This window comes from Serratia sp. PL7 (genome assembly GCF_945957435.1).
In genome coordinates, this window is sequence record NZ_CAMFLB010000008.1 from 290,409 (window position 1) to 316,676 (window position 26,268).

Sequence of the window (26,268 nt, forward strand, 5' to 3'; positions counted from 1 at the left end):
TTGCACCTCTTACTTAACCCTGATTAATACAGGGAAATACCCTGGTCTTACACCACAACCCCGCTTATCTGCCCGTCATCCGCAGTGCTCAGATGTTAAAAAATCGATTGGAGTCACACTTCGCCACCAGGCCACATTTAACAAGGTTGCACAAAGTTGCAACATGCAGGATATTGTCGGCATCAAAAACCTCATTACTCTACGGAGCGCCCCTAATCTCGCCGGTTGGGAGGGGTTCCAAACACAGGAGCTGGATTGGCATGGGCACTACCACAATGGGCGTGAAGCTCGATGAAGCAACCCGCGATCGCATCAAGAGCGCGGCACAACGAATTGACCGCACGCCACACTGGTTAATCAAGCAGGCTATTTTCAATTATCTTGAGCGTCTGGAAAGTGGTTCCGATCTGCCAGAAATTCCGACGCTGACCGCAACCAGCCAGGCAGAAGCGGATGATGTCACGCCGCAGGTGCCCGAAGAGTCCCATCAGCCTTTCCTTGAGTTTGCCGAACAGATCCTGCCACAGTCCGTCACTCGTGCGGCTATCACCGCCGCCTACCGCCGCCCGGAAACTGAAGCGGTGCCAATGCTGCTCGAACAGGCTCGTTTACCTGCCGATCTGGCACAGGCCACCCATAAACTGGCCTATGGCATTGCTGAGAAGCTGCGTAACCAGAAGAGTGCCAACGGCCGCGCCGGTATGGTGCAAGGATTGCTGCAGGAGTTCTCACTCTCTTCTCAGGAAGGGGTGGCTCTGATGTGCCTGGCCGAAGCGCTGCTGCGTATTCCAGACAAGCCAACGCGCGATGCGTTAATCCGCGACAAAATCAGCAACGGTAACTGGCACTCCCACCTTGGCCGCAGCCCTTCGCTATTCGTCAATGCCGCGACCTGGGGCCTGCTGTTTACCGGCAAGCTGGTGTCTACCCATAATGAAGCCAATCTCTCCAGCGCACTGAACCGCATCATCGGTAAGCGCGGCGAGCCGTTGATCCGTAAAGGAGTCGACATGGCGATGCGCCTGATGGGCGAACAGTTTGTGACCGGTGAAACCATCGCCGAAGCGCTGGCCAACGCGCGTAAGTTGGAAGACAAAGGCTTCCGTTACTCTTACGACATGCTGGGTGAAGCCGCACTGACCGAAGCCGATGCGCAGGCCTATCTGGTTTCCTATCAGCAAGCAATCCACGCTATCGGCAAAGCCTCCAATGGCCGTGGCATCTATGAAGGCCCGGGCATCTCGATCAAACTCTCGGCGCTACACCCACGATACAGCCGTGCCCAGTACGATCGCGTGATGGAAGAGCTGTATCCACGCTTGCTGTCGCTGACGTTACAGGCGCGCCAATACGATATCGGCATCAATATCGACGCCGAAGAGGCCGATCGCCTGGAAATCTCCCTCGATCTGCTGGAAAAGCTGTGCTTTGAGCCGCAGTTGGCCGGCTGGAACGGCATTGGCTTTGTTATTCAGGCTTACCAGAAGCGCTGCCCGTTTGCCATTGATGCGGTGATCGACATGGCCAGCCGCAGCCGTCGTCGCCTGATGATCCGCCTGGTTAAAGGCGCTTACTGGGACAGCGAAATCAAACGCGCTCAGATGGATGGCCTGGAAGGCTACCCGGTGTATACCCGCAAAGTGTATACCGACGTTTCCTATCTGGCCTGCGCCCGCAAGCTGCTGGCGGTACCGAACCTGATTTATCCGCAGTTTGCTACCCACAACGCCCACACCCTGAGCGCCATCTATCATCTGGCAGGCAATAACTACTATCCGGGCCAGTACGAATTCCAGTGTCTGCATGGCATGGGAGAACCGCTGTACGAACAGGTGGTAGGCAAAGTGGCCGACGGCAAGTTGAACCGCCCTTGCCGTATTTATGCGCCAGTCGGCACACACGAAACGCTGCTGGCCTATCTGGTACGCCGTCTGTTGGAAAACGGGGCCAATACCTCATTCGTTAACCGTATTGCCGATGCCACCCTGCCACTCGACGAACTGGTAGCCGATCCGGTCAGCGCGGTCGAGGCCATGGCGGCTAGCGAAGGCCGCATAGGTTTACCGCATCCGCGCATTCCGTTGCCGCGTGAGCTATATGGTGAAAAACGCGTTAACTCCAGCGGCCTGGATCTTGCCAACGAACAGCGGCTGGCTTCGCTGTCCAGCGCCCTGCTCACCAGCGCAAGCCAGCAATGGCGTGCCGAGCCGATTATTGATGCTCCGTTGGATCAAGGAGTTGAACAACCGGTGATCAACCCTGCCGAACCGGGTGATATCGTCGGTTATGTACGTGAGGCCACCGAAGGTGAGGTCAGCCGGGCATTAGACTCCGCAGCCGCAGCCGGGCCGATCTGGTTTGCCACCCCACCTTCCGAACGTGCTGCCATCTTGGAACGCGCGGCAGAGCTGATGGAAAGCCAACTGCAAAGCCTGCTGGGGATCCTGGTGCGTGAGGCGGGTAAAACCTTCAATAACGCCATCTCAGAAGTCCGTGAAGCGGTTGATTTTCTGCATTACTACGCTGGCCAAGTGCGTGACGACTTCGCCAACGACAGCCATCGCCCGTTAGGCCCGGTAGTCTGTATCAGCCCGTGGAACTTCCCGCTGGCCATCTTCACTGGTCAGGTTGCCGCCGCCCTTGCCGCCGGTAACAGCGTGCTGGCAAAACCGGCAGAACAGACGCCGTTGGTCGCCGCCCAGGCGGTACGCATCCTGCTAGAGGCTGGTATTCCTCAGGGTGTTCTGCAACTGTTGCCTGGCCAGGGTGAAACCGTCGGTTCCCTATTGGTCAATGATTCCCGTGTACGCGGCGTGATGTTCACCGGCTCCACCGACGTTGCGGGCATTCTGCAACGCAACATCGCAGGCCGCCTTGATCCTCAAGGCCGCCCGACCCCGTTGATTGCCGAAACCGGCGGTTTGAATGCGATGATCGTCGACTCTTCCGCACTGACCGAACAGGTGGTGACCGACGTCGTGGCCTCCGCCTTCGACAGTGCCGGACAGCGTTGCTCTGCCCTGCGCATCCTGTGTGTGCAAGAAGACGTGGCAGAACACACCCTGAAAATGCTGCGCGGGGCGATGGCCGAATGCCGGATGGGCAACCCGGAACGCCTGTCTACCGACATTGGCCCGGTGATCGACGCCGAAGCCAAAACCGGTATTGAACGCCATATCCAGGCCATGCGTGCCAAAGGCCGCAAGGTGTATCAGGCGGCAAAAAGCCTGGGAGATGATGAGAAAGAGTGGGCTCGCGGCACCTTTGTGAAACCAACGCTGATCGAACTGGAAAGCTTTGACGAGCTGCAAAAAGAGATCTTTGGCCCAGTGCTGCACGTAGTGCGCTTCCAGCGTGCCAACCTGGGCGCGTTGGTCGATCAGATCAATGCTTCAGGCTATGGTCTGACGCTGGGTATCCATACGCGTATCGATGAAACCATCGCCAGAGTCACCGATCATGCCAAGGTCGGTAACCTGTATGTTAACCGCAATATGGTGGGTGCGGTGGTAGGCGTGCAGCCGTTTGGCGGCGAGGGATTATCTGGCACCGGGCCGAAAGCCGGTGGTCCACTCTATCTGTACCGCCTGCTGGCCAGCCGTCCACAGGATGCCGTGCAGCGCACTCTGAATCGCCAGGATAACGAGCATCCTCTGGAGGCTACCGTGCGCCCTACGCTGCTTGTGCCGCATCAGGCTCTGGAACAATGGGCCGTGGCAGAGAACCATCGCGAGTTGGCAGTTCTGGCGCAACAATACGCCGAACTGGGTCAGGGTGGCACCGTTCGCCCGCTGCCAGGCCCAACCGGGGAACGCAACACTTACGCCCTGCTGCCACGTGAACGCGTGCTGTGCCTGGCGGACAACAACGCCGATGCGCTGAACCAGTTGGCCGCCGTGCTGGCGGTTGGCAGCCAGGCGCTGTGGCCGGAAGCGGAATTGCAGCGCACGCTCTATCGCAGCTTGCCAGCCGCCGTACAGGCACGGATCGGTTTCACCAAGGATTGGGCGCAGGATAAAGTCGAGTTTGATGCAGCCATCTATCACGGCGACGCCGATCAGCTGCGCACCCTGTGTGAGCAGATTGCTCAACGCAGCGGTGCCATTGTCTCGGTGCAGGGCTTCGCCCGCGGTGAAACCAATATCCTGTTGGAGCGCCTGTTGATCGAACGCTCATTAAGCGTCAACACCGCTGCCGCCGGGGGTAACGCCAGCCTGATGACTATCGGTTAACAACAGCCGTATTTCTCCCCCCAAAAGGGCGCAGCATCATATGAACTGCGCCCTTTTTCTGCCACGCTAAACACGCCCCATGCAACCTCCACCGTCTCCAACTCCAACTGAAGGGGGTACAGCATGCAGCCCCCCTACGTTTTGCACCGGTTGAAGTTTGTCAGCATCTACGTTGCGAGCCTCTTCGCAAACCCAGCATTGACTCGGGGTTTTTTATTGCCTGCATAAAAGTCAGCCGATACCGTATTCATCTCCTTGCCAATAAATGTGTATGGTGTGTATTGTAAGGAATGAACAGGTGAAAAGTTCAGAACTGATTAAACGACTCGAAAGCCATGGTTGGGTTTTACAACGGATCAAAGGCAGCCACCATCAATTCAAACACCCCAACTCACCGTTGGTGATCACCGTGCCTCATCCCAATAAGGAGGTGAAATTGGAAACGCTGCGGCAAATCATGAAGGATGCAGGGTTGCTTAATTCCTAGACCATTTCGCAATGATGAGGTAACACTATGTTTTATCCCGCTTATATACATGCCGAGCCAGATGGCAGCGCCAGCGGCTTTTTTCCCGATGTGCCAGGCTGCTACTTTGCCGGAGACAGTCTCGATCAGACCTTCCAGGATGCCAAAAGCGCGCTGGATGCCCACTTTGAATTATTGAGCGAAGAGAATCAGGCCATTCCACGCCCACAAGCAGTGTCCTTCCATCTGGCTCAGGGCAACGACGCCCTTAATGGCGGCCAGTGGTTACTGGTGGATATCAATATGGACAAATTCGATGGCCGGGCAGAACGCATCAATATCACGTTGCCCCACAGGTTGCTCAACCGTATTGATTCGTTGGTGCAGCAGCACCCGGGTTATGGCAGCCGCAGTGCATTTCTCGCCGCCGCAGCGCGTAATGAGTTGTTAAAGGCAGGATAACGAGGTTAAGGGGGCATCGCCCCCTGACAAGATCACTGATTGAGAAACTTATCCAGAAACTGCTTGGTTCGCTGATGCTGCGGGTTGGCAAACAACGCCTTCGCGGGCCCCTGTTCGACAATGCGGCCATGATCCATAAAAATGGCGCGATCGGCCACATCACGGGCAAAGCTCATTTCGTGGGTGACGATCACCATGGTGCGTTTCTCTTCTGCCAAGGCGCGAATGGTATTGAGCACTTCGCCAACCAGTTCAGGATCCAGCGCAGAGGTCGGTTCATCAAACAAAATGACCTCGGGCTGCATCGCTAACGCCCTGGCAATGGCTACGCGCTGCTGCTGACCGCCGGACAAACGTTTAGGGTAAGCTTGTTCTTTACCGCTCAGCCCCACTTTTGCCAGCAGGACACGCGCCAGCTTTTCAGCGCTGGTCTTGGCCTCTCCTTTAACGATCACCGGTCCTTCGATGATGTTTTCCAGCACCGAACGGTGGGGAAACAGGTTGAAGCTCTGAAACACAAAGCCCACCTGCTGGCGCAGGGCCCGTACCTGATTTTTTTGTTTGCTCAGCGGGCGAGCGCTGTCGATCAAGATGTCACCGACACGGATAGTGCCAGAATCCGGCACTTCCAGCAGGTTGATGCTGCGTAGCAAAGTCGTCTTACCGGAACCACTAGGCCCGATAATCGCCACCACTTCACCCGCGTTCACCTCAAGATCGATCCCGTGCAATACGGTCTGCCCTTTGAACTTTTTAACCAACTGTCTGACTTCGATGGAGCTCATCGGCTACTCCTGATCCTGACGGTTAACGTGCGCTTCCAGACGGTTCTGCAACGCGGAAAGCAAGGTGGCCATCACCCAGTAGATCAGCGATGCCGCCAGATACATAGCGAACACTTCCAGCGTACGTGAGGTGATCAGTTGCGCCTGACGGAACAGCTCCGGCACCTGAATGGTCGCCGCCAGCGAGGTATCCTTGACCAAACCGATAAAGCTGTTGCCCAACGGAGGCAGCGCGGTGCGAGCCGCCTGCGGCAGGATCACCCGGCGCAGGGTCTGCCAGGGCGTCATGCCGATACTGGCCGCCGCTTCCCACTGCCCTTTGTCGATCGAGGAAATCGCCGCACGCAGCGTTTCCGATGTATAGGCGGCGGTGTTTAACGAAAGGCCGATTAATGCCGCCGGGAACGGATCCAGCTCAATGCCAAACTGCGGCAAGCCGTAATAGATCATAAACAGCTGGGCGATCAGCGGCGTACCGCGAAACAGGGAAACGTAGATGCGTGACAGCCAGGAGATCGGCCATAACGGCGAAAGGCGCATCAGCGCCAGCAAAAAACCGAGGATCAAACCGAGCGCCATACCACCCAGACTGAGCTGGAGGGTCAACAGCGCACCCCGTAATAAAAATGGCGCTGAATCCAGCGCCAGTTGAATACTCTCTTGCATTATTTAGTTACGTCCGCGCCAAACCATTTTTCAGAGATCTTCGCCAACGTCCCGTCTTTCTGCATTTCGGCAATCGCCTGATTGATAGCGGCCAGCAGTTCCGGATTGTTTTTACGTACCGCTACGCCAGCTTCCTGGCGAGAGAATGCCGGGCCAGCGACGGCCAGCGTATCACCGGTTTTCTTCACCAGATCCAACGCCGCCAGACGGTCGACCAAAATGGCATCAATGCGGCCTACGCGCAGATCCTGATATTTGGTTGGGTCATCGTCGTAGGTACGCACATCAACACCCTGTACGTTGTCACGCAGCCACTGTTCGTAGTTGGTGCCCAGGCCCACGCCGACCTTTTTACCCTTCAGGTCATCGGCCTTGGTAATAATGCCTTCATTGCCTTTCTTCACCAGCGCCTGGATACCGGAAACGGTGTATGGGGTAGAGAAATCGTACTTTTTCTTACGCTCATCGGAGATGGTAACCTGATTGATCACCACGTCGATACGCTTGGACTCCAACGAGGCTAACATGCCATCCCATTTGGTTGGATTGAGCTTGGCCTTCACCCCCAGATGTTCCGCCAGTGCATTAGCGAAATCCACCTCGAAGCCGGTCAGTTTGCCGTCCTCGCCCTGGAAGCTGAACGGCGGATAGGTGCCTTCCAGCCCAACGATCAGCGTGCCGCGCTGCTTGACCTGATCGAGCAGGTTATCGGCCGCGTAGGTTTTCACGTTCAAGCCGGTGGTCAGCGCCACAGCCATCACCCCCAGCAGCAGTTGACGACGAAATTTTGAAAAGACCATAGACACCCCATCTGTTGTTTATCTTTTTGATTTCATGACTTTAACAGTCATAAGCACTTCATAAAGGAATATAACCTAATAACTATAGTTCTAAATGGAATAACAACTGTGCTCGGCATCAGACCTGCGGGTGATAGGCGAACAGCGCAGGAGCTCCACCAGTGTGCACAAACAGGATCGGACCTTCATCGCGAAAACGTTTCTGGCTGATACCATCAATCAACCCCGCCATCGCCTTACCAGTATAGACCGGGTCCAGCAGCACGCCTTCCTGCTGCGCCAGCAGCTTCACCGCCGCCATACCTTCGTCATTCGGCATACCGTACTGCGGGGCAAAATAGTCATCCCACAGGGTAATGGGGGCCAACTCGTCAATATCCAGCGAACAGGCGACCGCCTTTTGCAACTGTTCAACCTTCGGTAACTGATCGATCACCTTGCGGGAAACGGTCACGCCAATCAGTTCGCTCTCAGGCAGCAGTTGCTGTAGCCCCACCGCCAGACCGGCGTGCGTCCCGGCACTGCCGGATGCCACCACGATCGAACTGAAGGTAACGCCATGGCTTTGCGCGGCAATTTCCAGCGCACACTGCACATAGCCCAATGAGCCGAGCGCGTTGGAACCACCTACGGGGATGACATAAGGACGGAAACCTTGGGCTTCCAAACGTGTGGCCAGATCGGCAAGTTGCATCTGCGGATCGTGCAAGGCATCGCACATCACCACTTCAACATTGAACAGATCGAGCAGCAGGCGATTACCGTTACTGAGGTAGTTTTCCGCTTTGGTATCGATGGGGTTTTCCAACAGCGCAACGCATTGCAGGCCGAGCTTGGCCGCCACGGCGGCGGTCTGGCGAACGTGGTTGGATTGAATGGCACCGGCGGTAACCAGGGTGTCGGCCCCTTGGCGTACCGCGTCGGCGGCTAAAAACTCGAGCTTTCTCAGCTTGTTGCCACCCATTGCCATCGGCGTGACATCGTCACGTTTGATGTAAATGTCGCGGCCAAGGTAGTCTGAAAGGCGGGATAACTTTTCGAGCGGCGTGGCAGAGCCAACCAAATCCAGGCGCGGGAATTGCGCCAGTTGCTGTTGCAGATCCACAACTTCCCCCAGGGAATAAAATAACGGTGTTTGAGTGATAGATTTATCAGATGTGCTCTGAATAATCACTCTTTATTCGTGGGGGTGGGTGCAAGGTAACCCGGCCAACCGACCGGGTCAGATCACTCAGTAGCTTTTTTGCCAGGCCAGGTACTGGTCGTATTTACGCAGCGCAATGCGGTAGTTATCGCTCACCGCCGGTGGCAGATCGTCAATAATACGCTGATGGTTGAACGCACTGGCAAACTGATCGGCAGGATAGTTGTGTGCCACCAGCATTTCATCCAGGCGCCGCAGGCGCACGACATATTCACGGATGGTGCTGTGGTTCATCTCGGTTTGTTCAAACAGATACTGTTTAAACGCCATGATGTCGAAGTAGCTGGGGTGACTATTACAGGAGATTTCACTACAAAAACGGCATAGCGCGGTCAACTCGCTTTGCACGTTTTGCCAGACCAGATCGTCAATCGGCTGATCCATCCGGGCGATGGCTTCCTTATTGATGATCTTGCCACGGAACACCAGCGCCATGCGGTCAAGCACCTTCTCGCACTGGGAGCAATGGGTTTGGCTGTGTTTATAATCTTTCAGGTAGCGGCTGAGTGGCCGTTTCTTCAACTGTTTTCCTGGCATCATTTGCAGTCCATTTATTGCGGCAGTAATCAGGTTGGTTAGGGAGGCAGGCTTTGGGGTTCAGGAGTCCTGGGCCAGACGTGCCCGCAGGCGTTTAATCGCCTGGCTGTGCAACTGGCTGACTCGCGACTCACCCACATCAAGCACTGCGCCAATTTCCTTCAGATTCAACTCCTCCTGGTAATACAACGTCAGTACCAGTTTTTCGCGTTCCGGCAGCGCCTCGATGGCGTCGATCACCCGCTGGCGCAGATTGCCTTCCAACAGTTTATGCAGCGGATTGGCAGCCTCATGACCTTCCAGCACCGGTTCGGCACTGTCGCCATGCTCTTCCTGCCATTCGTCGTAGGAAAATAGCTGACTATTATTGGTGTCCAGCAGGATCTGGCGATACTCGTCCAGCGAGACATCCAGCCCCTGTGCCACCTCCACTTCGCTGGCCGGGCGGCCAAGCCGCTGTTCCAACTGTTGCATCATGCGCGCCACTTCCCGAGCATTGCGGCGTACGCTGCGCGGCACCCAGTCGCGGCTACGCAACTCGTCGAGCATTGCACCGCGAATACGCTGCACGGCATAGGTCGTGAAGGCCGTTCCTTGTAGGGCATCGTAACGCTCAACGGCGTTCAACAGCCCTATTCCCCCTGCTTGCAGCAGATCGTCCAGTTCCACGCTGGCGGGCAGCCGAACCTGCAGGCGTAACGCCTCGTGGCGCACTAGCGGAACGTAGCGCAGCCAGAGAGAATTTTTGTCCATGACGCCTTCGGCGGTATACAGATCGCTCACTATGTCTAACCTGCGGATAACGGAGTCATGACTATTATCCGTAGCAGGCGCAATACCAATCGTCTGAACAGCCGTACAAAACGGGCTTTATTTGTGCCATGTAAAAGCCCAGACGGCAGCAGAAGACAAAAAACCCTGCCGAAGCAGGGTTTGGATGACAAGGCTAATCGGAGAGAGTCGATTAACGCAGCAGGGTCAGTACGTTCTGGGTAGACTGGTTAGCCTGGGCCAGAACAGAGGTGCCAGCCTGTTGCAGGATGTTGGCACGGCTCATGTTGGACACTTCGGTCGCGTAGTCAGCATCCTGAATACGAGACTGGGAAGCAGACAGGTTGTTAACGGTGCTGTTCAGGTTGTTGATTACAGAATCGAAACGGTTCTGTACCGCACCCAAGGAAGAACGCAGGCCATCAACTTGTGCCAGAGCCTTATCCAGTGCTTCTAATGGATCTTTGGTTGCTGGGTTTGAGCTAAGCTCTGCGCCACGAACAACTTTGCCATCGGTATCGAAAGATGCTGCATAGAAACGGTCGGTCGCACCGCTGCTATCTTTGATCACATATTTAGGAGCACCTTTTTCAGTACCGCTATATGCAAAGGTTTTAGCTAGGTCATTAGCGGCGTTATCTGCGGCCTTAACCATTATATTGCCTTCGCTCACGGCTTTGCCAGCCGTGATTGGTGCTGTAGCGGCAGTTGGAGCAGCAAATGTTGCGGTACCATCTTTAGTCAGACCGGTTACTTCAGCGTATGGCGTCGTTGCATTGGCTGTACGGGCATAAATCTTATCGTCTGAACCTTTAACATATCCAATGACATCATCAGTGCCAACTTTTTGGCCAGCTTTAAACGCTACTGTTTTATCTAAGGTGACGGTATCGGTTGTCGCAACAGCAGTACCACCAACCTTGGATTTATCTACACCAAATGCAACGGAGAAGGTATCCAGGTTCAGGGTACTTTTATTAATATCTTTCAGATCGATATCGATGGTTTCACCATCGTTGGCACCGACCTGAATGGTCAGTTTCTGGTCGCTGCTCAACACTTTCACGCCGTTGAAGTCGGTTTGCTCTGAAATACGGTTGATTTCGTTCAGACGCTGAGAGATTTCATCCTGGATTGACTGCAGGTCGCTGGATGAGTTAGAACCGTTCTGAGACTGAACGGTCAGACGACGGATGTTCTGCAGGTTGTCGTTGACTTCGTTCAGTGCGCCTTCAGTGGTCTGCGCCAGAGAGATACCGTCGTTAGCGTTACGGGAAGCCTGAGTCAGGCCCTTGATGTTAGCGGTGAAACGGTTAGAGATCGCCTGACCCGCAGCATCATCCTTCGCGCTGTTGATACGCAGACCGGAAGACAGACGCTCGATAGCGGTCCCCAGAGAAGACTGAGATTTGTTCAGGTTGTTCTGCGCCATCAACGACAGGCTGTTGGTATTAATTACTTGTGCCATAATTTGCTTTCCTTACGAATCAGTTGCGACGTTCGCATTCACAATTAAAGGGTTCGGACCTTGTTGGTCCACGGCGTCAACCACCGTCTCCTCAGGTATCGGCGCTCCCCCCACAACCTTTAGATTTTTTTTGCGTTTTTTTCACTTTTCGCCAATGGCGCGAATAACGCTGTTTTTCCCTCTTCTACTGCGCCATCGTTTTTTCTATTTATCCGTAAACTTTTTGAATACTGAGCCGATAACGCATAGAGCGTAAAAGTCATTGACCATAGGAGAATCACGAATGGCATCGATTAGTTCATTAGGCATCGGCTCAGGGCTGGACCTCAACGGCTTGCTGGACAAGCTGACCAAGGCGGAACAACAACGTCTGACACCTTATACTACTCAGCAAACCAGCTATAACGCCAAGCTGACCGCCTACGGCACGCTGAAAAGCTCGCTGGAAAAATTCGATAACCTGAGCAAGGATTTGGCCAAGCCAGAATTCTTTAACAATACTACCGCCACCACTCACGATCAGTTTAACGTGACTACCACCGCCAAATCGGTCCCGGGTAACTATAGCGTCGAGGTGCTGCACCTGGCACAGCCGCAAACCTTGACGACAAAGGCCGATATTAAAGATCAAGCGGAAAATCTGGGCACTAGCGGCGCCAGCGATCGTTCGATTTCGATCACCGCCGGCAACCCGCCCAAAGAGGTCAAAATCCCGCTAGGTGACGATCAAACCTCACTGCTGGAAATGCGTGATGCGATTAACGGCGCCAAAGCCGGGGTGAACGCCACCATCATGCGCGTGGGCGACAACGACTATCAGTTGGCCATCAGCTCCTCCACCACCGGCGAAAAAAATACGGTCAAGGTGCAAGTCAATAATGACGATAAACTGGGGGCGATCTTAAATTATGATCCTACCAGCACCAGCAACGCGATGAAGGAAACGGTCAAAGGCCAGGATGCCGAGTTGACCATTAACGGCACCACCATCAAGCGCAGCACCAACTCGGTCGCCGACGCCCTGCAAGGGGTGACGCTGGATCTGAAAACCACCACCAAACCGGGCGAACCGCAGAACCTGGTGGTCACCGGTGATAAAAGCGGCACCTCGGACAAGGTCAAGGCTTGGGTTGATAGCTATAACTCGCTATTGGATACCTTCAATTCCCTGACCAAATACACCCCGGTGAAAAGTGGCGAAGAGCAGAGCGCCAAAAACGGAGCATTGCTGGGCGACAACACGCTGCGCGGCATCCAATCCTCCATTAAGAGCGCGCTGAGCGCCGCACAGGACAACCCGGAGCTGAAAGGCTTGGGTAACCTGGGTATTACCACCAATACCAAAACCGGCAAGCTGGAATTGGACAGCGAAAAGTTGAAAAAAGCGATCGATGAAAAACCCGATCAGGTAGCCAATTTCTTCGCGGGTGATGGCAAGGAGAGCGGTATGGCGACGGAAATCCACAATGAGATCCAAAACTATATCAAGGCCGGTGGCGTGATTGAGAACTCGACCAAGAGTATCAATACCAACCTCGACCGTTTGAATACTCAAATCACCCGCGTGACCGAAAGCATTCAAAGCTCCATCGATCGTTACAAACAGCAATTTGTTCAGTTGGATACCATGATGTCGAAACTGAATGGTACCAGTAATTATTTAACCCAACAGTTCACGTCTAAATAGGCGCGTTAACCAGGTAAAATAGCATGTACAACCGCAGCGGAACCCAGGCTTACGCCCAGGTTAGTGTAGAAAGTGGCGTGATGGGTGCCAGCCCGCACCAGCTCATCGTGATGCTATTCGACGGGGCGCTTAGCGCCCTGCTTCGTGCACGCATCCTGATGAATCAGGGGAATATCGCCGGCAAGGGGCTGGCGATCTCAAAAGCGATTAATATCATTGATAACGGGCTAAAAAATGGCCTCAACCATGAACAGGGAGGGGAGATCGCCGATAATCTCGCAGCCTTATATGATTATATGAAACGCCGTCTGATGCAGGCCAACCTGCACAACGATGTCGCGGCCCTTGACGAAGTCAGCGGGCTGCTGGAGAACATTGCCGACGCCTGGCGCCAAATTGGCCCCAATTATCAACCCGTTCAGGACGGCGTATAATGGAACACCACCAACAACTGCTATCGGCCTATCAACAGATCCATACCCTGAGCGAGCAGATGATCACCCTGGCGCAGGCTGGCCAGTGGGATGCGCTGATTGAAATGGAGATCGTCTATGTACAGGCGGTAGAAAAAACCGCCCAACTGGCGGGTATCCCTGAGCCATCTTCGAGCTTGCAGGATATTTTACGCGGTAAATTGCAGCAAATCCTCAACAACGAAACCGAACTGAAGCGACTGATGCAGCTACGCATGGACGAATTAACGGTGTTGATCGGGCAGTCTACCCGCCAGAGCGTGGTCAACAGCACCTACGGTCAATTCCATGACCGCGCTTTGCTGCTTGGTGAGCCGCAACCAAGATAAATCTTATGTTTTACCGTCTATCCTAAGTAATTAATAGGATAAAACACTATTATTATCCCGTTGCACCATAATATAAACGCATGAGATTTGAATAATTCGTATGGCAGGTAATGCATGAAAATGCAAACCGCTGGCACTATTGCCGATTTAATGGATAACACTTATCCCGACACGGACGTTTTCTGTTCAACAGGAAACTGATTCTTGACAAGTAAATTACCGAGTTGTGATCGGCAACAGGCGAAAAAATGTTGCTCCATCCCCCAGCAAAGCGTAAAGATATTCGTAGATAATAACGATGAAATGAATATTGATGGAACGCTTAATTAATTTTTGTCCTGGGATCGGTGCCTCAGCACACATCATTCAGCATACTGAACTGCGACTTCCGTCGCTCTATTTTGAGCAGACGCATCTGTTTTTGATCCAACAAGGGCAAACACGTATACGGTGGCAGCAGCGGGAGGTGGTAGCTCGCGCTGGGGAGCTGTTGATCGTAGAAGGTGGGCTAACCGCCGATGTGATTAATAGCCTTTCAGACAGTGGAATATTCAGTTGCCAACTGCTGATTTGCGATCCCTTGCTGTTTGATACGCTAGCCAATGCGCCTATCGCGCCGCCGCCTATCCCTTTCACCGGCGTCACTACGCTGACGAAGCTGCCCTGCCCGTTTTTGCACAGTTTTGAAACCGCTGCACTGGCACTGACGCTGCACGATCGTTTTCCCCAGATGATTATCCACCATAAAATGTGCGAAATCCTACTGTGGCTGGCACACCTCGGGATTCGCTTTATTCACCAGGAAGCCAATAATCTGACCCAGCAGGTGCGCCGCTTGCTGGCAAGCGATCCGCAACGGATTTGGACCGCCGCCGAAGTGGCTGAAAATCTGATGATGAGCGAGGTGGTGCTGCGGCGTAAACTGTCGGCGGAGAATAGCGCCTTGCGCAGCCTGATGATCGACGTACGTATGAGCCGCGCGCTGCTCTTATTGCAGGCCACAGACTGGCCGATTTCCGCCATTGCACAATATGTGAGCTACGAGAGTTCTTCCCGGTTTGCCGAACGCTTTCGTAAACGATTCGGCTTCGCGCCTACCGCCATCCGTGGACACCAGCGAATTATGCAGCCCACCGCCGTACAGCCCCCGGCATATCCATGGCTAAATACGGTAGAGGAATAAGTGCTGATTTTAACAACGGCAGGCTGAGGATGTGACTAAGGCCACCCTGAGTGGCCCGTACATCAGTTGAGTTTAACTAACGCATAGGTCAATACGGCCAACACAATTAACATGACAATACTGAAAAAACGCCATCTTACTTCACTTTTAGTGCTCATCACCTTTCCCGAATAAATACTATTAGCGCGATTATTTCCATAGAGAAAATAACATCCTTGCCAAAGCCGTGTATCGTTCGTCTTATCCACAACGGCATCAGCCTACTCCAAAGCACGATCGAAAAAATAACAACTACCGCACAATAGGAATTAGGTCTTTCAATAAAACAGAGGTATTTCTTTAAGTTACACAGTTCGCGGTTCTGTGCCAGTGCTTGAATGAGACTCAATCGCCTCACCGTCAGCCAATACTTTTTACGTGGGCTACGAGTGACAGAGAACGACTCCGCTTAAAAATATAAGATAGCTCCTGGGGGCCATAAGGATATATCTAATTTGCACACCGGTTAATTGACATTCAGGACAATAACTACAAATATTAGCTTAATTAACCAATTCAAGGAGGATAAGATAATGGAGTATTTGGTAGCATCGCTGACTGTTTTATGCCTTTTTTCCTTTAAGAAACACGCCAAAGTTATTGATAGTAAAAAGATTGGCGTCGCCCATAAAAAACACCGCCGACGCTCAAGACACCGGCTCGCCATGATTTATTGATTGGGCAAACGGGCCGAAAACCAGAGAAAATCACATTAGGGAGGCTTACGCCAATACAGAACAGATTATCTGTTGTGTGCTATAGCCACCCTTTATTTACCCCTACACCGCCATATTCATGACGTCTTGATAAGCCGCAACCAGTTTATTACGCACCTGCACTCCCAGTTGCAAAGAAACCGAAGATTTTTGCAGATCGACCATCACGTCGTTCAAACTGATACCCGGCACACCCAATTCAAAATCCTGTGCTTGCTGGCGTGCAGTTTGTTGAGTCTCGCTGATCTTACCGAGAGCCGCCTTTAACTCATTGGCAAAGCTTGCTCCCTGCACCGGATCGTTTTGTCGCAGCGCTCCGGCCTGAACTGCCGTGGCTTGCAACTGCTGCACCACTCCTTCAATACCCTGAATTGCCATCATGACCTCGTCACTTCATTCATAGCCTATGGATTTCATGCGGTGGTCTGAAAGACGACGGGAAAACCGCGCCTTCATTCACCTGCATGATCCCGATACTGCACACCCTACCACAGTGTTTTCCGGCTAAAGCGGCTAATTAACTGCAAAAACACCGGTTTATCGGGCCATCAAAATTGGTCCCAAGAGCAAATAATGGCATGCCCAAAAATGGGGGCGCTTTTGTTAGGCCGTAAAGAACTGTGTATTCAGGGAGTCTGTTTTGTCATCACTCAACAACGCTAGCCATACCTCGAACCCACCAGAGTGGGTACCAGCATGAATGGTGAAAGCCGTGATAACGGCCTGCTGGCCCTATGGAATCGCCTGCGTGCCAACCCTAAAATTCCACTGCTGATCGCAGCCTCGGCGGCGATCGCCATCGTGGTTGCGCTGACGCTATGGGCCAAAAGCCCGGATTACCGCGTGCTGTACAGCAATCTCAACGATCGCGACGGCGGCGCCATCGTCACGCAACTCACGCAGATGAACATCCCCTATCGCTTTACCGAGAACGGCTCGGCGTTGATGATCCCGGCGGAAAAGGTGCATGAAACCCGCCTGCGTCTGGCGCAACAGGGGCTGCCTAAGGGTGGGGCCGTCGGCTTTGAGCTGCTGGATCAGGAAAAATTTGGCATCAGCCAGTTCAGCGAACAGATCAACTACCAGCGCGCGCTGGAAGGCGAACTGTCACGCACTATCGAATCCCTAGGGCCGGTACAGAATGCCCGTGTGCATCTGGCACTGCCTAAGCCTTCGCTGTTTGTACGCGAACAAAAGAACCCTTCAGCTTCCGTGACGCTAACGCTGCAACCAGGCCGCACCCTGGACGACGGCCAGATCAATGCCGTGGTGTATATGGTGTCCAGCAGCGTGGCCGGTTTACCGCCGGGCAACGTCACGGTGGTCGATCAGGCTGGCCGCTTACTGACCCAATCCGACGGCACCGGACGCGATCTCAATGCCGCACAGCTGAAGTACGCCAATGAGGTTGAGAGCCGCTATCAGCGTCGTATTGAAGCCATTCTGGCACCGATCGTCGGCAGCGCGAACGTGCGTGCACAAGTAACGGCACAAATCGATTTCTCCACCCGTGAGCAAACCGACGAACAGTACCAGCCCAACCAGCAGCCGGATAAATCCGCGATACGCTCCAGACAGCTCAGCCAGAGTGAACAGAACGGCGGGCAACAGATTGGCGGCGTACCGGGTGCCCTTTCCAACCAGCCGAGTGCAGCACCGACTGCACCGATAGAAACACCAAAAACTACGGCTGCGGGTAATACTAATACTCCTGCCACGGCAAACAATGCCAATAACAGCACGCGAACCGGGGCTAGTGGTAACGTAGCGCAAAACAGTCGCCGTGATGAAACCACCAACTACGAGGTGGATCGCACCATTCGTCATACCCAGCACAAGGCTGGAGCGGTGGAACGCCTGTCGGTCGCCGTGGTGCTCAACACCCTGGGTACCGATAAAGACGGCAAACCGCAGCCGATGAGCAAAGAGCAGTTGGCCCAGGTGGAGTCACTGGTCCGTGAAGCGATGGGTTACTCCAGCAGCCGTGGCGATACGCTTAACGTGGTCAACACTCCGTTCAACGATGTAGAGCAGACCGGCGGCGAGTTGCCTTTCTGGCAGTCACAGTCGTTTATCGATCAGTTGTTCAACGCAGGCCGTTATTTGCTGGTGCTGCTGGTAGCCTGGATTTTGTGGCGCAAGCTGGTTCGTCCGCAGCTGCAAAGCCGTCAGATCGCACAACAGGCCGCGGTTACTGCTGCCAAGGCACCAGCTAGCCGCCCGGCTGAGGTCAATAAGCCAAGTCATGAAGAGCAGGCGCTGCATAAGAAATCACAGCAGCGCGTCAATGCTGAAGTCCAGGGCCAGCGGATCCGCGAACTGGCAGATAAAGATCCACGCGTGGTCGCCCTGGTGATCCGTCAATGGATGAGTAACGAATTATGAGCCTGACAGGTACCGAAAAGAGCGCCATCCTGCTGATGACGCTGGGTGAAGATCGCGCCGCCGAAGTCTTCAAGCACCTCTCGTCACGGGAAGTGCAGCAGTTGAGTGGCACCATGGCCAGCATGCGTCAGGTGTCTCACAAACAGCTGGGGGAAGTCCTCAGCGAGTTTGAAGACGATGCCGAACAGTATGCCGCGCTGAGTGTCAATGCCAGCGACTACCTGCGATCGGTGCTGGTTAAAGCCTTGGGTGAAGAACGTGCCAGCAGTCTGTTGGAGGATATTCTCGAATCACGTGAAGACACCTCCGGCATGGAAACGCTCAACTTTATGGAACCGCAGAGCGCGGCCGATCTGATCCGCGACGAACACCCGCAGATCATTGCCACCATTCTGGTTCACCTCAAGCGCGGCCAGGCGGCGGATATCCTGGCACAGTTCGAGGAGCGCCTGCGCAACGACGTGATGCTGCGTATCGCCACCTTCGGCGGTGTACAACCGGACGCCTTGGCAGAGCTGACCGAAGTGCTGAACAATCTGCTGGACGGCCAGAACCTCAAGCGCAGCAAAATGGGGGGAGTCCGTACCGCCGCCGAGATTATCAACCTGATGAAAACCCAGCAGGAAGAGGCGGTTATCGGTGCCATGCGCGACTACGACGGCGAGCTGGCGCAGAAGATCATCGACGAAATGTTCCTGTTCGAAAACCTGGTCGAAGTGGACGACCGCAGCATCCAGCGCCTGTTGCAGGACGTGGAAAGCGAATCCCTGTTGATCGCCTTGAAAGGGGCAGAACAACCGCTGCGCGAGAAGTTCCTCAAGAACATGTCACAACGTGCCGCCGATATCCTGCGCGACGATCTGGCCAACCGTGGCCCGGTGCGCATGTCGCAGGTGGAGAACGAACAGAAGGCTATCCTGTTGGTGGTACGCCGCCTGGCAGAAACCGGCGAAATGATCATCGGCGGTGGCGAGGACACCTATGTCTGATCGCCTCAATACCCTGCCCTGGCAGCCCTGGTCGCTTAATGACCTGGCGGATCCCAAACCGGTGCTGGAACCGGAAAGCCCGCCTGAGGTGATCATCATCCCGCAGGATGACAGCATCAACGAACAGCAGCGGCTGGAGATGCTGCGTTTGCAGGCCCAACAGCAAGGTCAGCAACAAGGCTTTGCCGAGGGCCAGCAGAAAGGCTATGACGCCGGTTTCCAGGCCGGGCTGGAGGAAGGGCGTCAGCAAGGCATTCTGGCGGGCCAACAGCAGCAGCAACCGATCACGGAACATTGGCAACAGTTGGTCACCGAGTTCCAGCACACGCTGGACGCGCTCGACAGCGTGATTGCCTCACGCCTGATGCAGCTGGCCCTGACAGCGGCCAAACAGGTCATCGGGCAAGCACCAGTGTGCGACGGTACTGCCCTGCTCGGCCAGATCCAACAGCTGATCCAGCAAGAACCGATGTTCAGCGGTAAACCTCAGCTGCGCGTACACCCGGATGATTACGAACGGGTAGAGCAGCAGCTTGGCATGACCCTCAGCCTGCACGGCTGGCGGCTGCTGGCCGACGGACAGTTACATCCAGGCGGCTGCAAGGTCAGCGCAGAAGAAGGCGATCTGGATGCCAGCCTGGCCACCCGCTGGCATGAGCTGTGCCGTCTGGCCGCACCGGGAGAGCTGTGATGACCGTTCGTCTCGGCCGCTGGCTGAACTCGCTGGACAGTCTGGAAAAACGCATTGCCCGTGCGCCAGCGGTGCGCCGCTATGGCCGCCTGACCCGAGCTACCGGGCTGGTACTGGAAGCCACCGGTTTGCAGTTACCGCTGGGGGCCACCTGCCTGATCGAACGCCATGACAGCGGTGTGGTGCAGGAGGTAGAAAGCGAGGTGGTCGGTTTTAACGGCCAGCGACTGTTCCTGATGCCGCTGGAAGAGGTCGACGGTATCGTGCCCGGCGCTCGGGTCTATGCTCGCGTCTCCCCCGAAGGGCAAAGCGCCAGCAAACAGTTACCCCTCGGCCCGGCATTGCTTGGCCGGGTGCTCGACGGCGGTGCCAAACCGCTCGATGGTCTGCCAGCACCCGATACCGGCTACCGTGCGCCGCTGATCACCGCCCCGTTCAACCCGTTGCAGCGCACCCCGATCGAACAGGTACTCGACGTGGGCGTGCGCACCATCAACGGGCTGCTCACCGTGGGGCGTGGCCAGCGTATGGGCCTGTTCGCCGGTTCTGGCGTGGGTAAAAGCGTACTGCTCGGCATGATGGCGCGTTACACCCAGGCCGACGTGATCGTCGTCGGGCTGATCGGCGAACGTGGCCGCGAAGTGAAAGACTTTATCGAAAACATCCTCGGCACCGAGGGAAGAGCCCGTTCGGTGGTGATCGCTGCACCGGCAGACGTTTCCCCACTGCTGCGCATGCAGGGCGCCGCCTACGCTACCCGCATCGCCGAAGATTTCCGCGATCGTGGCCAACACGTGCTGCTGATTATGGATTCCCTGACCCGCTACGCCATGGCGCAACGTGAGATCGCCCTGGCGATCGGCGAACCCCCGGCTACCAAAGGCTATCCGCCTTCGGTATTCGCCAAACTGCCCGCGCTGGTGGAGCGTGCAGGTAACGGCATCAGCGGCGGCGGTTCCATTACCGCTTTTTATACCGTGTTGACCGAGGGTGATGACCAGCAAGACCCGATTGCCGATTCGGCACGCGCCATTCTCGATGGCCATGTGGTGCTCTCCCGGCGCTTGGCAGAGGCGGGCCACTACCCCGCCATCGATATTGAAGCCTCGATCAGCCGAGCCATGACCTCGCTGATCGATGAGGAGCATTACCGGCGGGTACGTAATTTCAAACAGATGCTGGCCAGTTACCAACGTAACCGCGATCTGATCAGTGTAGGAGCCTACGCCGCAGGCAGCGATCCGCTGCTGGACAAAGCCATGACGCTATATCCGCAGATGGAAGCCTATCTGCAACAGGGCATCTTCGAGCGCAGCGGCTACGACGATGCCTGCCAGCAGTTACAGCAACTGATTGTTTAACCACGGAGCCTGAGCACCATGAAACCACAGTCACCGCTGATTATCCTGCGCGATCTGGCGCAGGATGCCGTAGAACAGGCCGCACAGCACCTCGGTCAGGCACGTCAGGCGCAACAGGCGGCGGAACAACAGCTTGCCATGCTGCTCAACTACCAGGATGAGTATCGGCAAAAGCTGAACAACACCCTGTCTAGCGGCATGGGTTCCGCCAGTTGGCAAAACTACCAGCAGTTTATCGGCACGCTCGAGCAGGCCATCAGCCAGCACCGCCAGCAGTTGCTGCAGTGGAGCGAGAAGGTAGAACGGGCGGTCAAGCAGTGGCAGGACAAACAGCAGCGGCTGAACGCTTTTGAAACGCTCAACACCCGTGCCCTCAGCGCCGAGCTGGTGCTGGAAAACAAGCGTGACCAAAAACTGATGGATGAGTTCGCTCAACGCAGTTCACAAAGGAATCTAAACCCATGAATCTCAACGTTCTCTCTGGCTTGCCGGCGGCCGCTGACGGCACGGAGACTGGCCTTACCGCGCTGTCGTTGGATGATGCCGGGCTGTCTGCCAGCTTTGCTCAACTGCTCGGTGAACGCTTCGCGCCTGAAGGTCAACTGAAAGGCAAGCCGAACGTGGCACAGCTACTGGCCAAAGATCCACAACTCTCAACCCTCAGCCGCCAGCAGCTTAACCAACTGCTGACCTCGTTTAGCGATCGTGGCCGATTGCAGGCTGCCCCGCAGGATCTGGATACGGCAGACGATAACCAAACCCGGTTAACCAAGCGCGATGACGAACAGCCGTTGCACCCTGTCGATACTTTGGATGCGACCAGTTTGCAGGCCCTGTTTGCCATGCTGCCTGCCGCCGTTGTGCAGCCGCTACCGGGAAATGGGGTAGCAACCGCCGCTGAACCAAGCGGGGATGAAGCGCCGCTGACGGGAGCTGCATCACTGTTAGCCACCCTGAGCGAAAAACCCGCGTTATCCACTGCCAGCCTACCAGCGTCAAAATCGCAGCCGCACGCAGACGATAAATCCGCCTTGGCCGCCAAAACTGACGCAGCGGCGGTACTGTCTTCTCAGGCCGATGACAATCAGGATCGCGGCACCTCCCCACTGAAATTGGTGGCCGAATCGGCGCAATCTTCTGCAACGCCACAGCACGCAGCCCCTGCACCAGTGTCCAGCCCGGTGATCGCCAGCCAACCTGTCAGCGCGACGGTAAGCGCACCGGCAACGCCACAGTTGAACGCTCAACTCGGCAGCCCTGAATGGCAGCAGGCGCTGAGTCAGCAGGTGCTGATGTTCCACCGCAACGGCCAACAGAGCGCCGAATTACGCCTGCATCCGCAGGAACTGGGTGCCTTGCAAATCACGCTGAAGCTCGACGATAACCAGGCCCAGTTGCATATCGCCTCGGCACACGGCCAGGTTCGTGCGGCGGTGGAAGCCGCGCTGCCCCATCTACGCCATGCGCTGGCGGAAAGTGGTATCAACCTTGGCCAGAGCAGCGTTGGCGGTGAGTCACTGCCGCAGCCGCAACAGTCACAGCAGCAAGCCTCTCACCAAGGCGGGCAGCCTTCTTACCGTGAACAGCACGGCAGCGCCGAAACCGGCGTTGAAGCCCTGAGCGCTCCAGCAGCGCTGCAGGCAATGGCTCGTTCGGTCGACGGCGTTGATATTTTCGCCTGACGGCGTGCAAACGCCCAAGCTGGCACGCTTTTCCCCGCCTATTCTGGCTATTGCAGCCTGGAATAAGCGGGATAATAGCTTTACATGTATTGCGTGCTGCCTATCTGCACGCAGAGAACAGGATTTGACTTGGTAATGTCTCAGAACTCCCTTCCAACAGCAGCAACAAAGAAACGTCCAATACTGGTGATCCTGCTGGTACTGATCGCCTTGGGCGCATGTGGTGCCGCAGGCTATAGCTGGTGGTTGATGCAGCAGCATAAGAACGGTCAACCCGCCGCCGAGGAAAAAAAGCAGCCGCCTCCGGCACCGGTGTTTATGCCGCTCGATACCTTTACCGTCAATCTGGTGACGCCGGATAACAATCTGGACCGCGTGCTGTATATCGGCCTGACGCTGCGCCTGCCAGATGAAGAAACACGCCGCCGGCTGAACGATTTTCTGCCGGAAGTGCGTAGCCGTCTGCTAATGCTGCTTTCACGGCAGGAAGCAAGCCAACTGGCCAACGAGCAAGGGAAACAGCAACTGGTGGCACAGATTAAAGACGTGCTCAGCCCACCGCTGGTAACGGGACAACCGAAGCAAGTGGTCAGCGATGTGCTGTTCACTGCCTTCATACTGCGGTAATTAACCATGGGCGACAATATTCTTTCACAGGCCGAGATCGACGCACTGCTCAATGGCGACAGCGCGGGGGATGAACCCGCCGCCGTCATCGGTAATGAAAGTGAGGTCAAACCTTACGATCCCACAACCCAACGCCGCGTGGTGCGTGAGCGCCTGCAAGCCCTGGAGATCATTAACGAGCGTTTTGCCCGTCAGTTTCGCATGGGGTTGTTTAACCTGTTACGCCGTAGCCCGGATATCACCGTCGGGGCGATCAAAATCCAGCCATACCATGAATTTGCCCGCAACCTGCCAGTGCCGACCAACCTGAACCTGGTCCACCTGAATCCACTGCGCGGCACGGCGCTGTTTGTGTTTGCCCCCAGCCTGGTGTTTATCGCCGTGGATAACCTGTTCGGCGGCGATGGCCGTTTTCCTACCAAGGTGGAAGGCCGGGAATTTACGCCAACCGAACAGCGGGTGATCAAGCGCATGCTGCGCTTGGCGCTGGATGCCTACGGCGATGCCTGGAGCGCCATCTACAAGATCGACGTGGAATACGTACGTGCCGAAATGCAGGTCAAGTTCACCAATATCACCACCTCTCCCAACGATATCGTGGTAACCACGCCGTTCCAGGTGGAGATCGGGGCGCTGAGCGGTGAATTCAATATCTGTATTCCATTCGCCATGATCGAACCACTGCGCGAGTTGCTGACTAACCCACCGGTGGAGAACTCCCGCCAGGAAGACAGCCAGTGGCGAGAAACGCTGGTGAAACAGGTTCAGCATTCCGAACTTGAACTGATAGCCAACTTTGTCGATATCCCGATGCGCCTGTCGAAAGTGCTGAAACTGCAACCGGGCGACGTGTTACCGATCGATAAGCCGGAACGCCTGATCGCTCATGTTGACGGCGTCCCGGTATTGACCAGCCAATACGGCACTTTGAACGGGCAGTACGCCCTGCGTGTTGAACATTTGATTAACCCTATTTTGAATGCCCTGAGCGAGGAACGGCCCAATGAGTGATCCTAAACAACCGTCTGGCGAAGAGAAGGACTCCGTAGACGATCTGTGGGCTGATGCGTTTAACGAGCAACAGGCGACCGAAAAATCCGCCTCTACCGAAGGCGTATTCAAGTCGCTGGAAGCTCAGGATGCGTTGGGTAGCCTGCAAGATATCGATCTGATCCTGGATATTCCGGTCAAGCTGACCGTGGAGCTGGGCCGCACCAAGATGACCATCAAAGAGTTATTGCGCCTGTCGCAAGGCTCGGTGGTGGCGTTGGATGGTCTGGCCGGTGAACCATTGGACATCCTGATTAACGGCTATCTGATTGCCCAGGGCGAAGTGGTGGTGGTCGGCGACAAGTTCGGCGTACGCATCACCGATATCATCACACCTTCCGAGCGCATGCGCCGCCTGAGCCGCTGATGAACCCCAACGCCAGCGTGCAGACGCAAAGCACTCAGCAGCCCGTCGGTACGGCGCTGCCCACCGGCTCGGTATTGATGCAGGTCAGCAGCGCGCTGGGCGCAATTTTGTTGCTGATCCTGCTCGCTGGCTGGTTGTTTCGTCGTCTAGGTTTTGCTCCGCAGGCCCGTGGCAATCAAAAATTGCTCAACCTGCGTGCCAGTTGTCAGGTTGGCCAACGCGAACGCGTGGTGGTGGTTGAAGTGGATAACACCTGGCTGGTGCTGGGCGTTACGGCTCAGCAAATCACCCCGTTGCACACCCTGCCCGCACCACCGGTACAGGAAGCAACCGACCATAAATCACCGGCAGATTTCCGCCAGCTGATGCAAAACGTACTAAAACGCCCGGATAAATCGGCATGAATCCATTCTCCCTCCGCCGGGCTTTTGGCCCGCTGCTGGCTGCTGGCCTGCTACTGCTCAGCCCTGCCGCTTTGGCACAGTTGCCGGGGCTGATTAGCCAACCTACGGCCAACGGCGGCCAAAGCTGGACGCTGCCGGTACAGACGCTGGTACTGATCACCTCACTCAGCTTCCTGCCCGCAATGCTGCTGATGATGACCAGCTTTACCCGCATCATCATCGTGCTGGGGCTGCTGCGTAACGCCCTCGGCACCCCGTCGGCACCCCCCAATCAGGTGATGCTGGGGCTGGCGCTGTTTCTGACCTTCTTTATCATGTCACCGGTGTTTGACAAGGTGTACCAGGATGCCTATCTGCCGTTCAGCCAGGACAAGATCAGCATGGAAGTGGCGATCGACAAAGGTTCGCAACCGCTGCGCGAGTTTATGCTGCGCCAGACGCGGGAAAGCGATCTCGCCCTGTATGCCAGGCTAGCTAACCTGCCCGCGTTGGAAGGCCCAGAGGCCGTCCCGATGCGTATTCTGTTGCCCGCCTATGTCACCAGTGAGCTGAAAACCGCCTTCCAGATTGGTTTTACCGTGTTTATTCCTTTCCTGATCATCGACCTGGTGGTGGCCAGCGTGCTGATGGCGCTGGGGATGATGATGGTGCCGCCCGCGACTATCTCGCTACCGTTCAAGCTGATGTTGTTTGTGCTGGTGGATGGTTGGCAGTTGCTGTTGGGTTCGCTGGCGCAGAGTTTTTATAGCTAGATCGGTGTTGACCCCTCGCCCTCACCCTAACCCTCTCCCCCAGGAGAGGGGACCGATCGAGCTTGCTGAAAATTTAGTTATCCATCTGAAAGAAAAGAATGACTAACAGCACAATATTCTTTCCGAAAGAGCACAGACTAGC

The 26,268-nt window shown here is 55.5% G+C and carries 26 protein-coding genes; 18 read left to right on the forward strand and 8 right to left on the reverse strand.

The window, feature by feature from the left end:
- Positions 1-260: 260 nt before the first annotated feature.
- The 3 genes from putA to N6G83_RS29040 all read left to right on the forward strand — a co-directional run bounded on the left by putA (position 261) and on the right by N6G83_RS29040 (position 5,160).
- Positions 261-4,232, forward strand: a complete 3,972-nt coding sequence (gene putA / locus N6G83_RS29030) for a trifunctional transcriptional regulator/proline dehydrogenase/L-glutamate gamma-semialdehyde dehydrogenase (protein WP_211136354.1) — start codon at positions 261-263, stop codon at positions 4,230-4,232.
- 298 nt (positions 4,233-4,530) lie between these two features.
- Complete coding sequence (locus N6G83_RS29035) at positions 4,531-4,719, forward strand: type II toxin-antitoxin system HicA family toxin (RefSeq protein WP_211136353.1); 189 nt, start codon at positions 4,531-4,533, stop codon at positions 4,717-4,719.
- A 27-nt stretch (positions 4,720-4,746) separates the two neighbouring features.
- Positions 4,747-5,160, forward strand: a complete 414-nt coding sequence (locus N6G83_RS29040; RefSeq protein WP_065684215.1) for a type II toxin-antitoxin system HicB family antitoxin — start codon at positions 4,747-4,749, stop codon at positions 5,158-5,160.
- A 32-nt stretch (positions 5,161-5,192) separates the two neighbouring features.
- Here the strand turns inward: N6G83_RS29040 and tcyN are convergent, their stop codons facing one another.
- From tcyN to N6G83_RS29075, 7 genes are all read right to left on the reverse strand, one after another.
- Complete coding sequence (gene tcyN / locus N6G83_RS29045) at positions 5,193-5,945, reverse strand: L-cystine ABC transporter ATP-binding protein TcyN (RefSeq protein WP_211136352.1); 753 nt, start codon at positions 5,943-5,945, stop codon at positions 5,193-5,195.
- Positions 5,946-5,948: 3 nt separating this feature from the next.
- Positions 5,949-6,611, reverse strand: a complete 663-nt coding sequence (gene tcyL / locus N6G83_RS29050; protein WP_021180972.1) for a cystine ABC transporter permease — start codon at positions 6,609-6,611, stop codon at positions 5,949-5,951.
- Entirely contained in the window at positions 6,611-7,411 is an 801-nt protein-coding gene (gene tcyJ / locus N6G83_RS29055; protein ID WP_024528878.1) for a cystine ABC transporter substrate-binding protein, read from the reverse strand. The genes tcyL and tcyJ overlap by 1 nt, the downstream gene beginning before the upstream one ends.
- Before the next feature lie 118 nt (positions 7,412-7,529).
- Positions 7,530-8,516 (reverse strand): D-cysteine desulfhydrase, encoded by a 987-nt coding sequence (locus tag N6G83_RS29060; RefSeq protein WP_024528879.1) that lies wholly within the window; start codon positions 8,514-8,516, stop codon positions 7,530-7,532.
- Between the two features lie 126 nt (positions 8,517-8,642).
- Positions 8,643-9,152: a flagella biosynthesis regulatory protein FliZ gene (gene fliZ, locus N6G83_RS29065; protein ID WP_024528880.1), complete on the reverse strand. Its 510-nt coding sequence runs from the start codon at positions 9,150-9,152 to the stop codon at positions 8,643-8,645.
- A gap of 60 nt (positions 9,153-9,212) precedes the next feature.
- A complete protein-coding gene (locus tag N6G83_RS29070; RefSeq protein ID WP_211136351.1) occupies positions 9,213-9,935 on the reverse strand; it encodes an RNA polymerase sigma factor FliA in 723 nt (240 codons plus the stop codon).
- Positions 9,936-10,116: 181 nt separating this feature from the next.
- A complete protein-coding gene (locus N6G83_RS29075) occupies positions 10,117-11,391 on the reverse strand; it encodes a FliC/FljB family flagellin (protein ID WP_211136350.1) in 1,275 nt (424 codons plus the stop codon).
- A gap of 283 nt (positions 11,392-11,674) precedes the next feature.
- Between N6G83_RS29075 and fliD the strand changes: the two genes are divergently transcribed.
- The 4 genes from fliD to N6G83_RS29095 all read left to right on the forward strand — a co-directional run bounded on the left by fliD (position 11,675) and on the right by N6G83_RS29095 (position 15,063).
- Positions 11,675-13,078: a flagellar filament capping protein FliD gene (gene fliD / locus N6G83_RS29080; RefSeq protein ID WP_211136349.1), complete on the forward strand. Its 1,404-nt coding sequence runs from the start codon at positions 11,675-11,677 to the stop codon at positions 13,076-13,078.
- Between the two features lie 23 nt (positions 13,079-13,101).
- On the forward strand, positions 13,102-13,512 hold the full coding sequence (fliS, locus tag N6G83_RS29085) for a flagellar export chaperone FliS (RefSeq protein ID WP_024528884.1): 411 nt from the start codon (positions 13,102-13,104) through the stop codon (positions 13,510-13,512).
- Positions 13,512-13,880, forward strand: a complete 369-nt coding sequence (gene fliT, locus N6G83_RS29090; RefSeq protein ID WP_024528885.1) for a flagella biosynthesis regulatory protein FliT — start codon at positions 13,512-13,514, stop codon at positions 13,878-13,880. Before fliS ends, fliT begins: the two co-directional genes overlap by 1 nt.
- A gap of 313 nt (positions 13,881-14,193) precedes the next feature.
- Positions 14,194-15,063 carry a helix-turn-helix transcriptional regulator gene (locus tag N6G83_RS29095; RefSeq protein WP_024528886.1) on the forward strand — a complete coding sequence of 290 codons (870 nt, stop codon included), beginning with the start codon at positions 14,194-14,196 and terminating at the stop codon, positions 15,061-15,063.
- A gap of 818 nt (positions 15,064-15,881) precedes the next feature.
- Here N6G83_RS29095 and fliE read toward each other — a convergent pair.
- Complete coding sequence (gene fliE, locus N6G83_RS29100; protein WP_024528887.1) at positions 15,882-16,196, reverse strand: flagellar hook-basal body complex protein FliE; 315 nt, start codon at positions 16,194-16,196, stop codon at positions 15,882-15,884.
- Positions 16,197-16,514: 318 nt separating this feature from the next.
- On the opposite strand from fliE, the gene fliF reads away from it, so the two are divergent.
- The 11 genes from fliF to fliP all read left to right on the forward strand — a co-directional run bounded on the left by fliF (position 16,515) and on the right by fliP (position 26,126).
- On the forward strand, positions 16,515-18,203 hold the full coding sequence (gene fliF, locus N6G83_RS29105) for a flagellar basal-body MS-ring/collar protein FliF (protein WP_211136348.1): 1,689 nt from the start codon (positions 16,515-16,517) through the stop codon (positions 18,201-18,203).
- Entirely contained in the window at positions 18,200-19,192 is a 993-nt protein-coding gene (gene fliG, locus N6G83_RS29110; protein WP_024486395.1) for a flagellar motor switch protein FliG, read from the forward strand. The genes fliF and fliG overlap by 4 nt, the downstream gene beginning before the upstream one ends.
- A complete protein-coding gene (gene fliH / locus N6G83_RS29115; RefSeq protein WP_021180959.1) occupies positions 19,185-19,883 on the forward strand; it encodes a flagellar assembly protein FliH in 699 nt (232 codons plus the stop codon). The genes fliG and fliH overlap by 8 nt, the downstream gene beginning before the upstream one ends.
- Positions 19,883-21,244, forward strand: coding sequence for a flagellar protein export ATPase FliI (fliI, locus tag N6G83_RS29120; protein WP_021805706.1), 1,362 nt, complete (start codon positions 19,883-19,885; stop codon positions 21,242-21,244). Before fliH ends, fliI begins: the two co-directional genes overlap by 1 nt.
- 18 nt (positions 21,245-21,262) lie before the next feature.
- A complete protein-coding gene (fliJ, locus tag N6G83_RS29125) occupies positions 21,263-21,709 on the forward strand; it encodes a flagellar export protein FliJ (protein WP_024528889.1) in 447 nt (148 codons plus the stop codon).
- Positions 21,706-22,926 (forward strand): flagellar hook-length control protein FliK, encoded by a 1,221-nt coding sequence (locus N6G83_RS29130; protein ID WP_211136347.1) that lies wholly within the window; start codon positions 21,706-21,708, stop codon positions 22,924-22,926. The genes fliJ and N6G83_RS29130 overlap by 4 nt, the downstream gene beginning before the upstream one ends.
- A gap of 135 nt (positions 22,927-23,061) precedes the next feature.
- Entirely contained in the window at positions 23,062-23,553 is a 492-nt protein-coding gene (fliL, locus tag N6G83_RS29135) for a flagellar basal body-associated protein FliL (RefSeq protein ID WP_021180955.1), read from the forward strand.
- Positions 23,554-23,559: 6 nt separating this feature from the next.
- Entirely contained in the window at positions 23,560-24,564 is a 1,005-nt protein-coding gene (fliM, locus tag N6G83_RS29140) for a flagellar motor switch protein FliM (protein WP_024528892.1), read from the forward strand.
- On the forward strand, positions 24,557-24,970 hold the full coding sequence (gene fliN, locus N6G83_RS29145) for a flagellar motor switch protein FliN (RefSeq protein ID WP_021180953.1): 414 nt from the start codon (positions 24,557-24,559) through the stop codon (positions 24,968-24,970). Before fliM ends, fliN begins: the two co-directional genes overlap by 8 nt.
- Positions 24,970-25,374 (forward strand): flagellar biosynthetic protein FliO, encoded by a 405-nt coding sequence (fliO, locus tag N6G83_RS29150; RefSeq protein WP_024528893.1) that lies wholly within the window; start codon positions 24,970-24,972, stop codon positions 25,372-25,374. The genes fliN and fliO overlap by 1 nt, the downstream gene beginning before the upstream one ends.
- The gene (gene fliP / locus N6G83_RS29155; protein ID WP_199063348.1) at positions 25,371-26,126 is read left to right on the forward strand and encodes a flagellar type III secretion system pore protein FliP; all 756 of its coding nucleotides are present in this window, start codon (positions 25,371-25,373) and stop codon (positions 26,124-26,126) included. The genes fliO and fliP overlap by 4 nt, the downstream gene beginning before the upstream one ends.
- The last annotated feature ends 142 nt before the right edge of the window (positions 26,127-26,268 follow it).

Coding starts and splice junctions, on each gene's coding strand:
- putA (WP_211136354.1), top strand. CDS start 261: ATGGGCACTACCACAATGGGCGTGAAGCTCGATGAAGCAACCCGCGAT.
- N6G83_RS29040 (WP_065684215.1), top strand. CDS start 4,747: ATGTTTTATCCCGCTTATATACATGCCGAGCCAGATGGCAGCGCCAGC.
- tcyN (WP_211136352.1), bottom strand. CDS start 5,945: ATGAGCTCCATCGAAGTCAGACAGTTGGTTAAAAAGTTCAAAGGGCAG.
- tcyL (WP_021180972.1), bottom strand. CDS start 6,611: ATGCAAGAGAGTATTCAACTGGCGCTGGATTCAGCGCCATTTTTATTA.
- tcyJ (WP_024528878.1), bottom strand. CDS start 7,411: ATGGTCTTTTCAAAATTTCGTCGTCAACTGCTGCTGGGGGTGATGGCT.
- fliZ (WP_024528880.1), bottom strand. CDS start 9,152: ATGCCAGGAAAACAGTTGAAGAAACGGCCACTCAGCCGCTACCTGAAA.
- N6G83_RS29075 (WP_211136350.1), bottom strand. CDS start 11,391: ATGGCACAAGTAATTAATACCAACAGCCTGTCGTTGATGGCGCAGAAC.
- fliD (WP_211136349.1), top strand. CDS start 11,675: ATGGCATCGATTAGTTCATTAGGCATCGGCTCAGGGCTGGACCTCAAC.
- fliS (WP_024528884.1), top strand. CDS start 13,102: ATGTACAACCGCAGCGGAACCCAGGCTTACGCCCAGGTTAGTGTAGAA.
- fliT (WP_024528885.1), top strand. CDS start 13,512: ATGGAACACCACCAACAACTGCTATCGGCCTATCAACAGATCCATACC.
- N6G83_RS29095 (WP_024528886.1), top strand. CDS start 14,194: ATGGAACGCTTAATTAATTTTTGTCCTGGGATCGGTGCCTCAGCACAC.
- fliE (WP_024528887.1), bottom strand. CDS start 16,196: ATGGCAATTCAGGGTATTGAAGGAGTGGTGCAGCAGTTGCAAGCCACG.
- fliF (WP_211136348.1), top strand. CDS start 16,515: ATGAATGGTGAAAGCCGTGATAACGGCCTGCTGGCCCTATGGAATCGC.
- fliG (WP_024486395.1), top strand. CDS start 18,200: ATGAGCCTGACAGGTACCGAAAAGAGCGCCATCCTGCTGATGACGCTG.
- fliH (WP_021180959.1), top strand. CDS start 19,185: ATGTCTGATCGCCTCAATACCCTGCCCTGGCAGCCCTGGTCGCTTAAT.
- fliI (WP_021805706.1), top strand. CDS start 19,883: ATGACCGTTCGTCTCGGCCGCTGGCTGAACTCGCTGGACAGTCTGGAA.
- fliJ (WP_024528889.1), top strand. CDS start 21,263: ATGAAACCACAGTCACCGCTGATTATCCTGCGCGATCTGGCGCAGGAT.
- N6G83_RS29130 (WP_211136347.1), top strand. CDS start 21,706: ATGAATCTCAACGTTCTCTCTGGCTTGCCGGCGGCCGCTGACGGCACG.
- fliL (WP_021180955.1), top strand. CDS start 23,062: ATGTCTCAGAACTCCCTTCCAACAGCAGCAACAAAGAAACGTCCAATA.
- fliM (WP_024528892.1), top strand. CDS start 23,560: ATGGGCGACAATATTCTTTCACAGGCCGAGATCGACGCACTGCTCAAT.
- fliN (WP_021180953.1), top strand. CDS start 24,557: ATGAGTGATCCTAAACAACCGTCTGGCGAAGAGAAGGACTCCGTAGAC.
- fliO (WP_024528893.1), top strand. CDS start 24,970: ATGAACCCCAACGCCAGCGTGCAGACGCAAAGCACTCAGCAGCCCGTC.
- fliP (WP_199063348.1), top strand. CDS start 25,371: ATGAATCCATTCTCCCTCCGCCGGGCTTTTGGCCCGCTGCTGGCTGCT.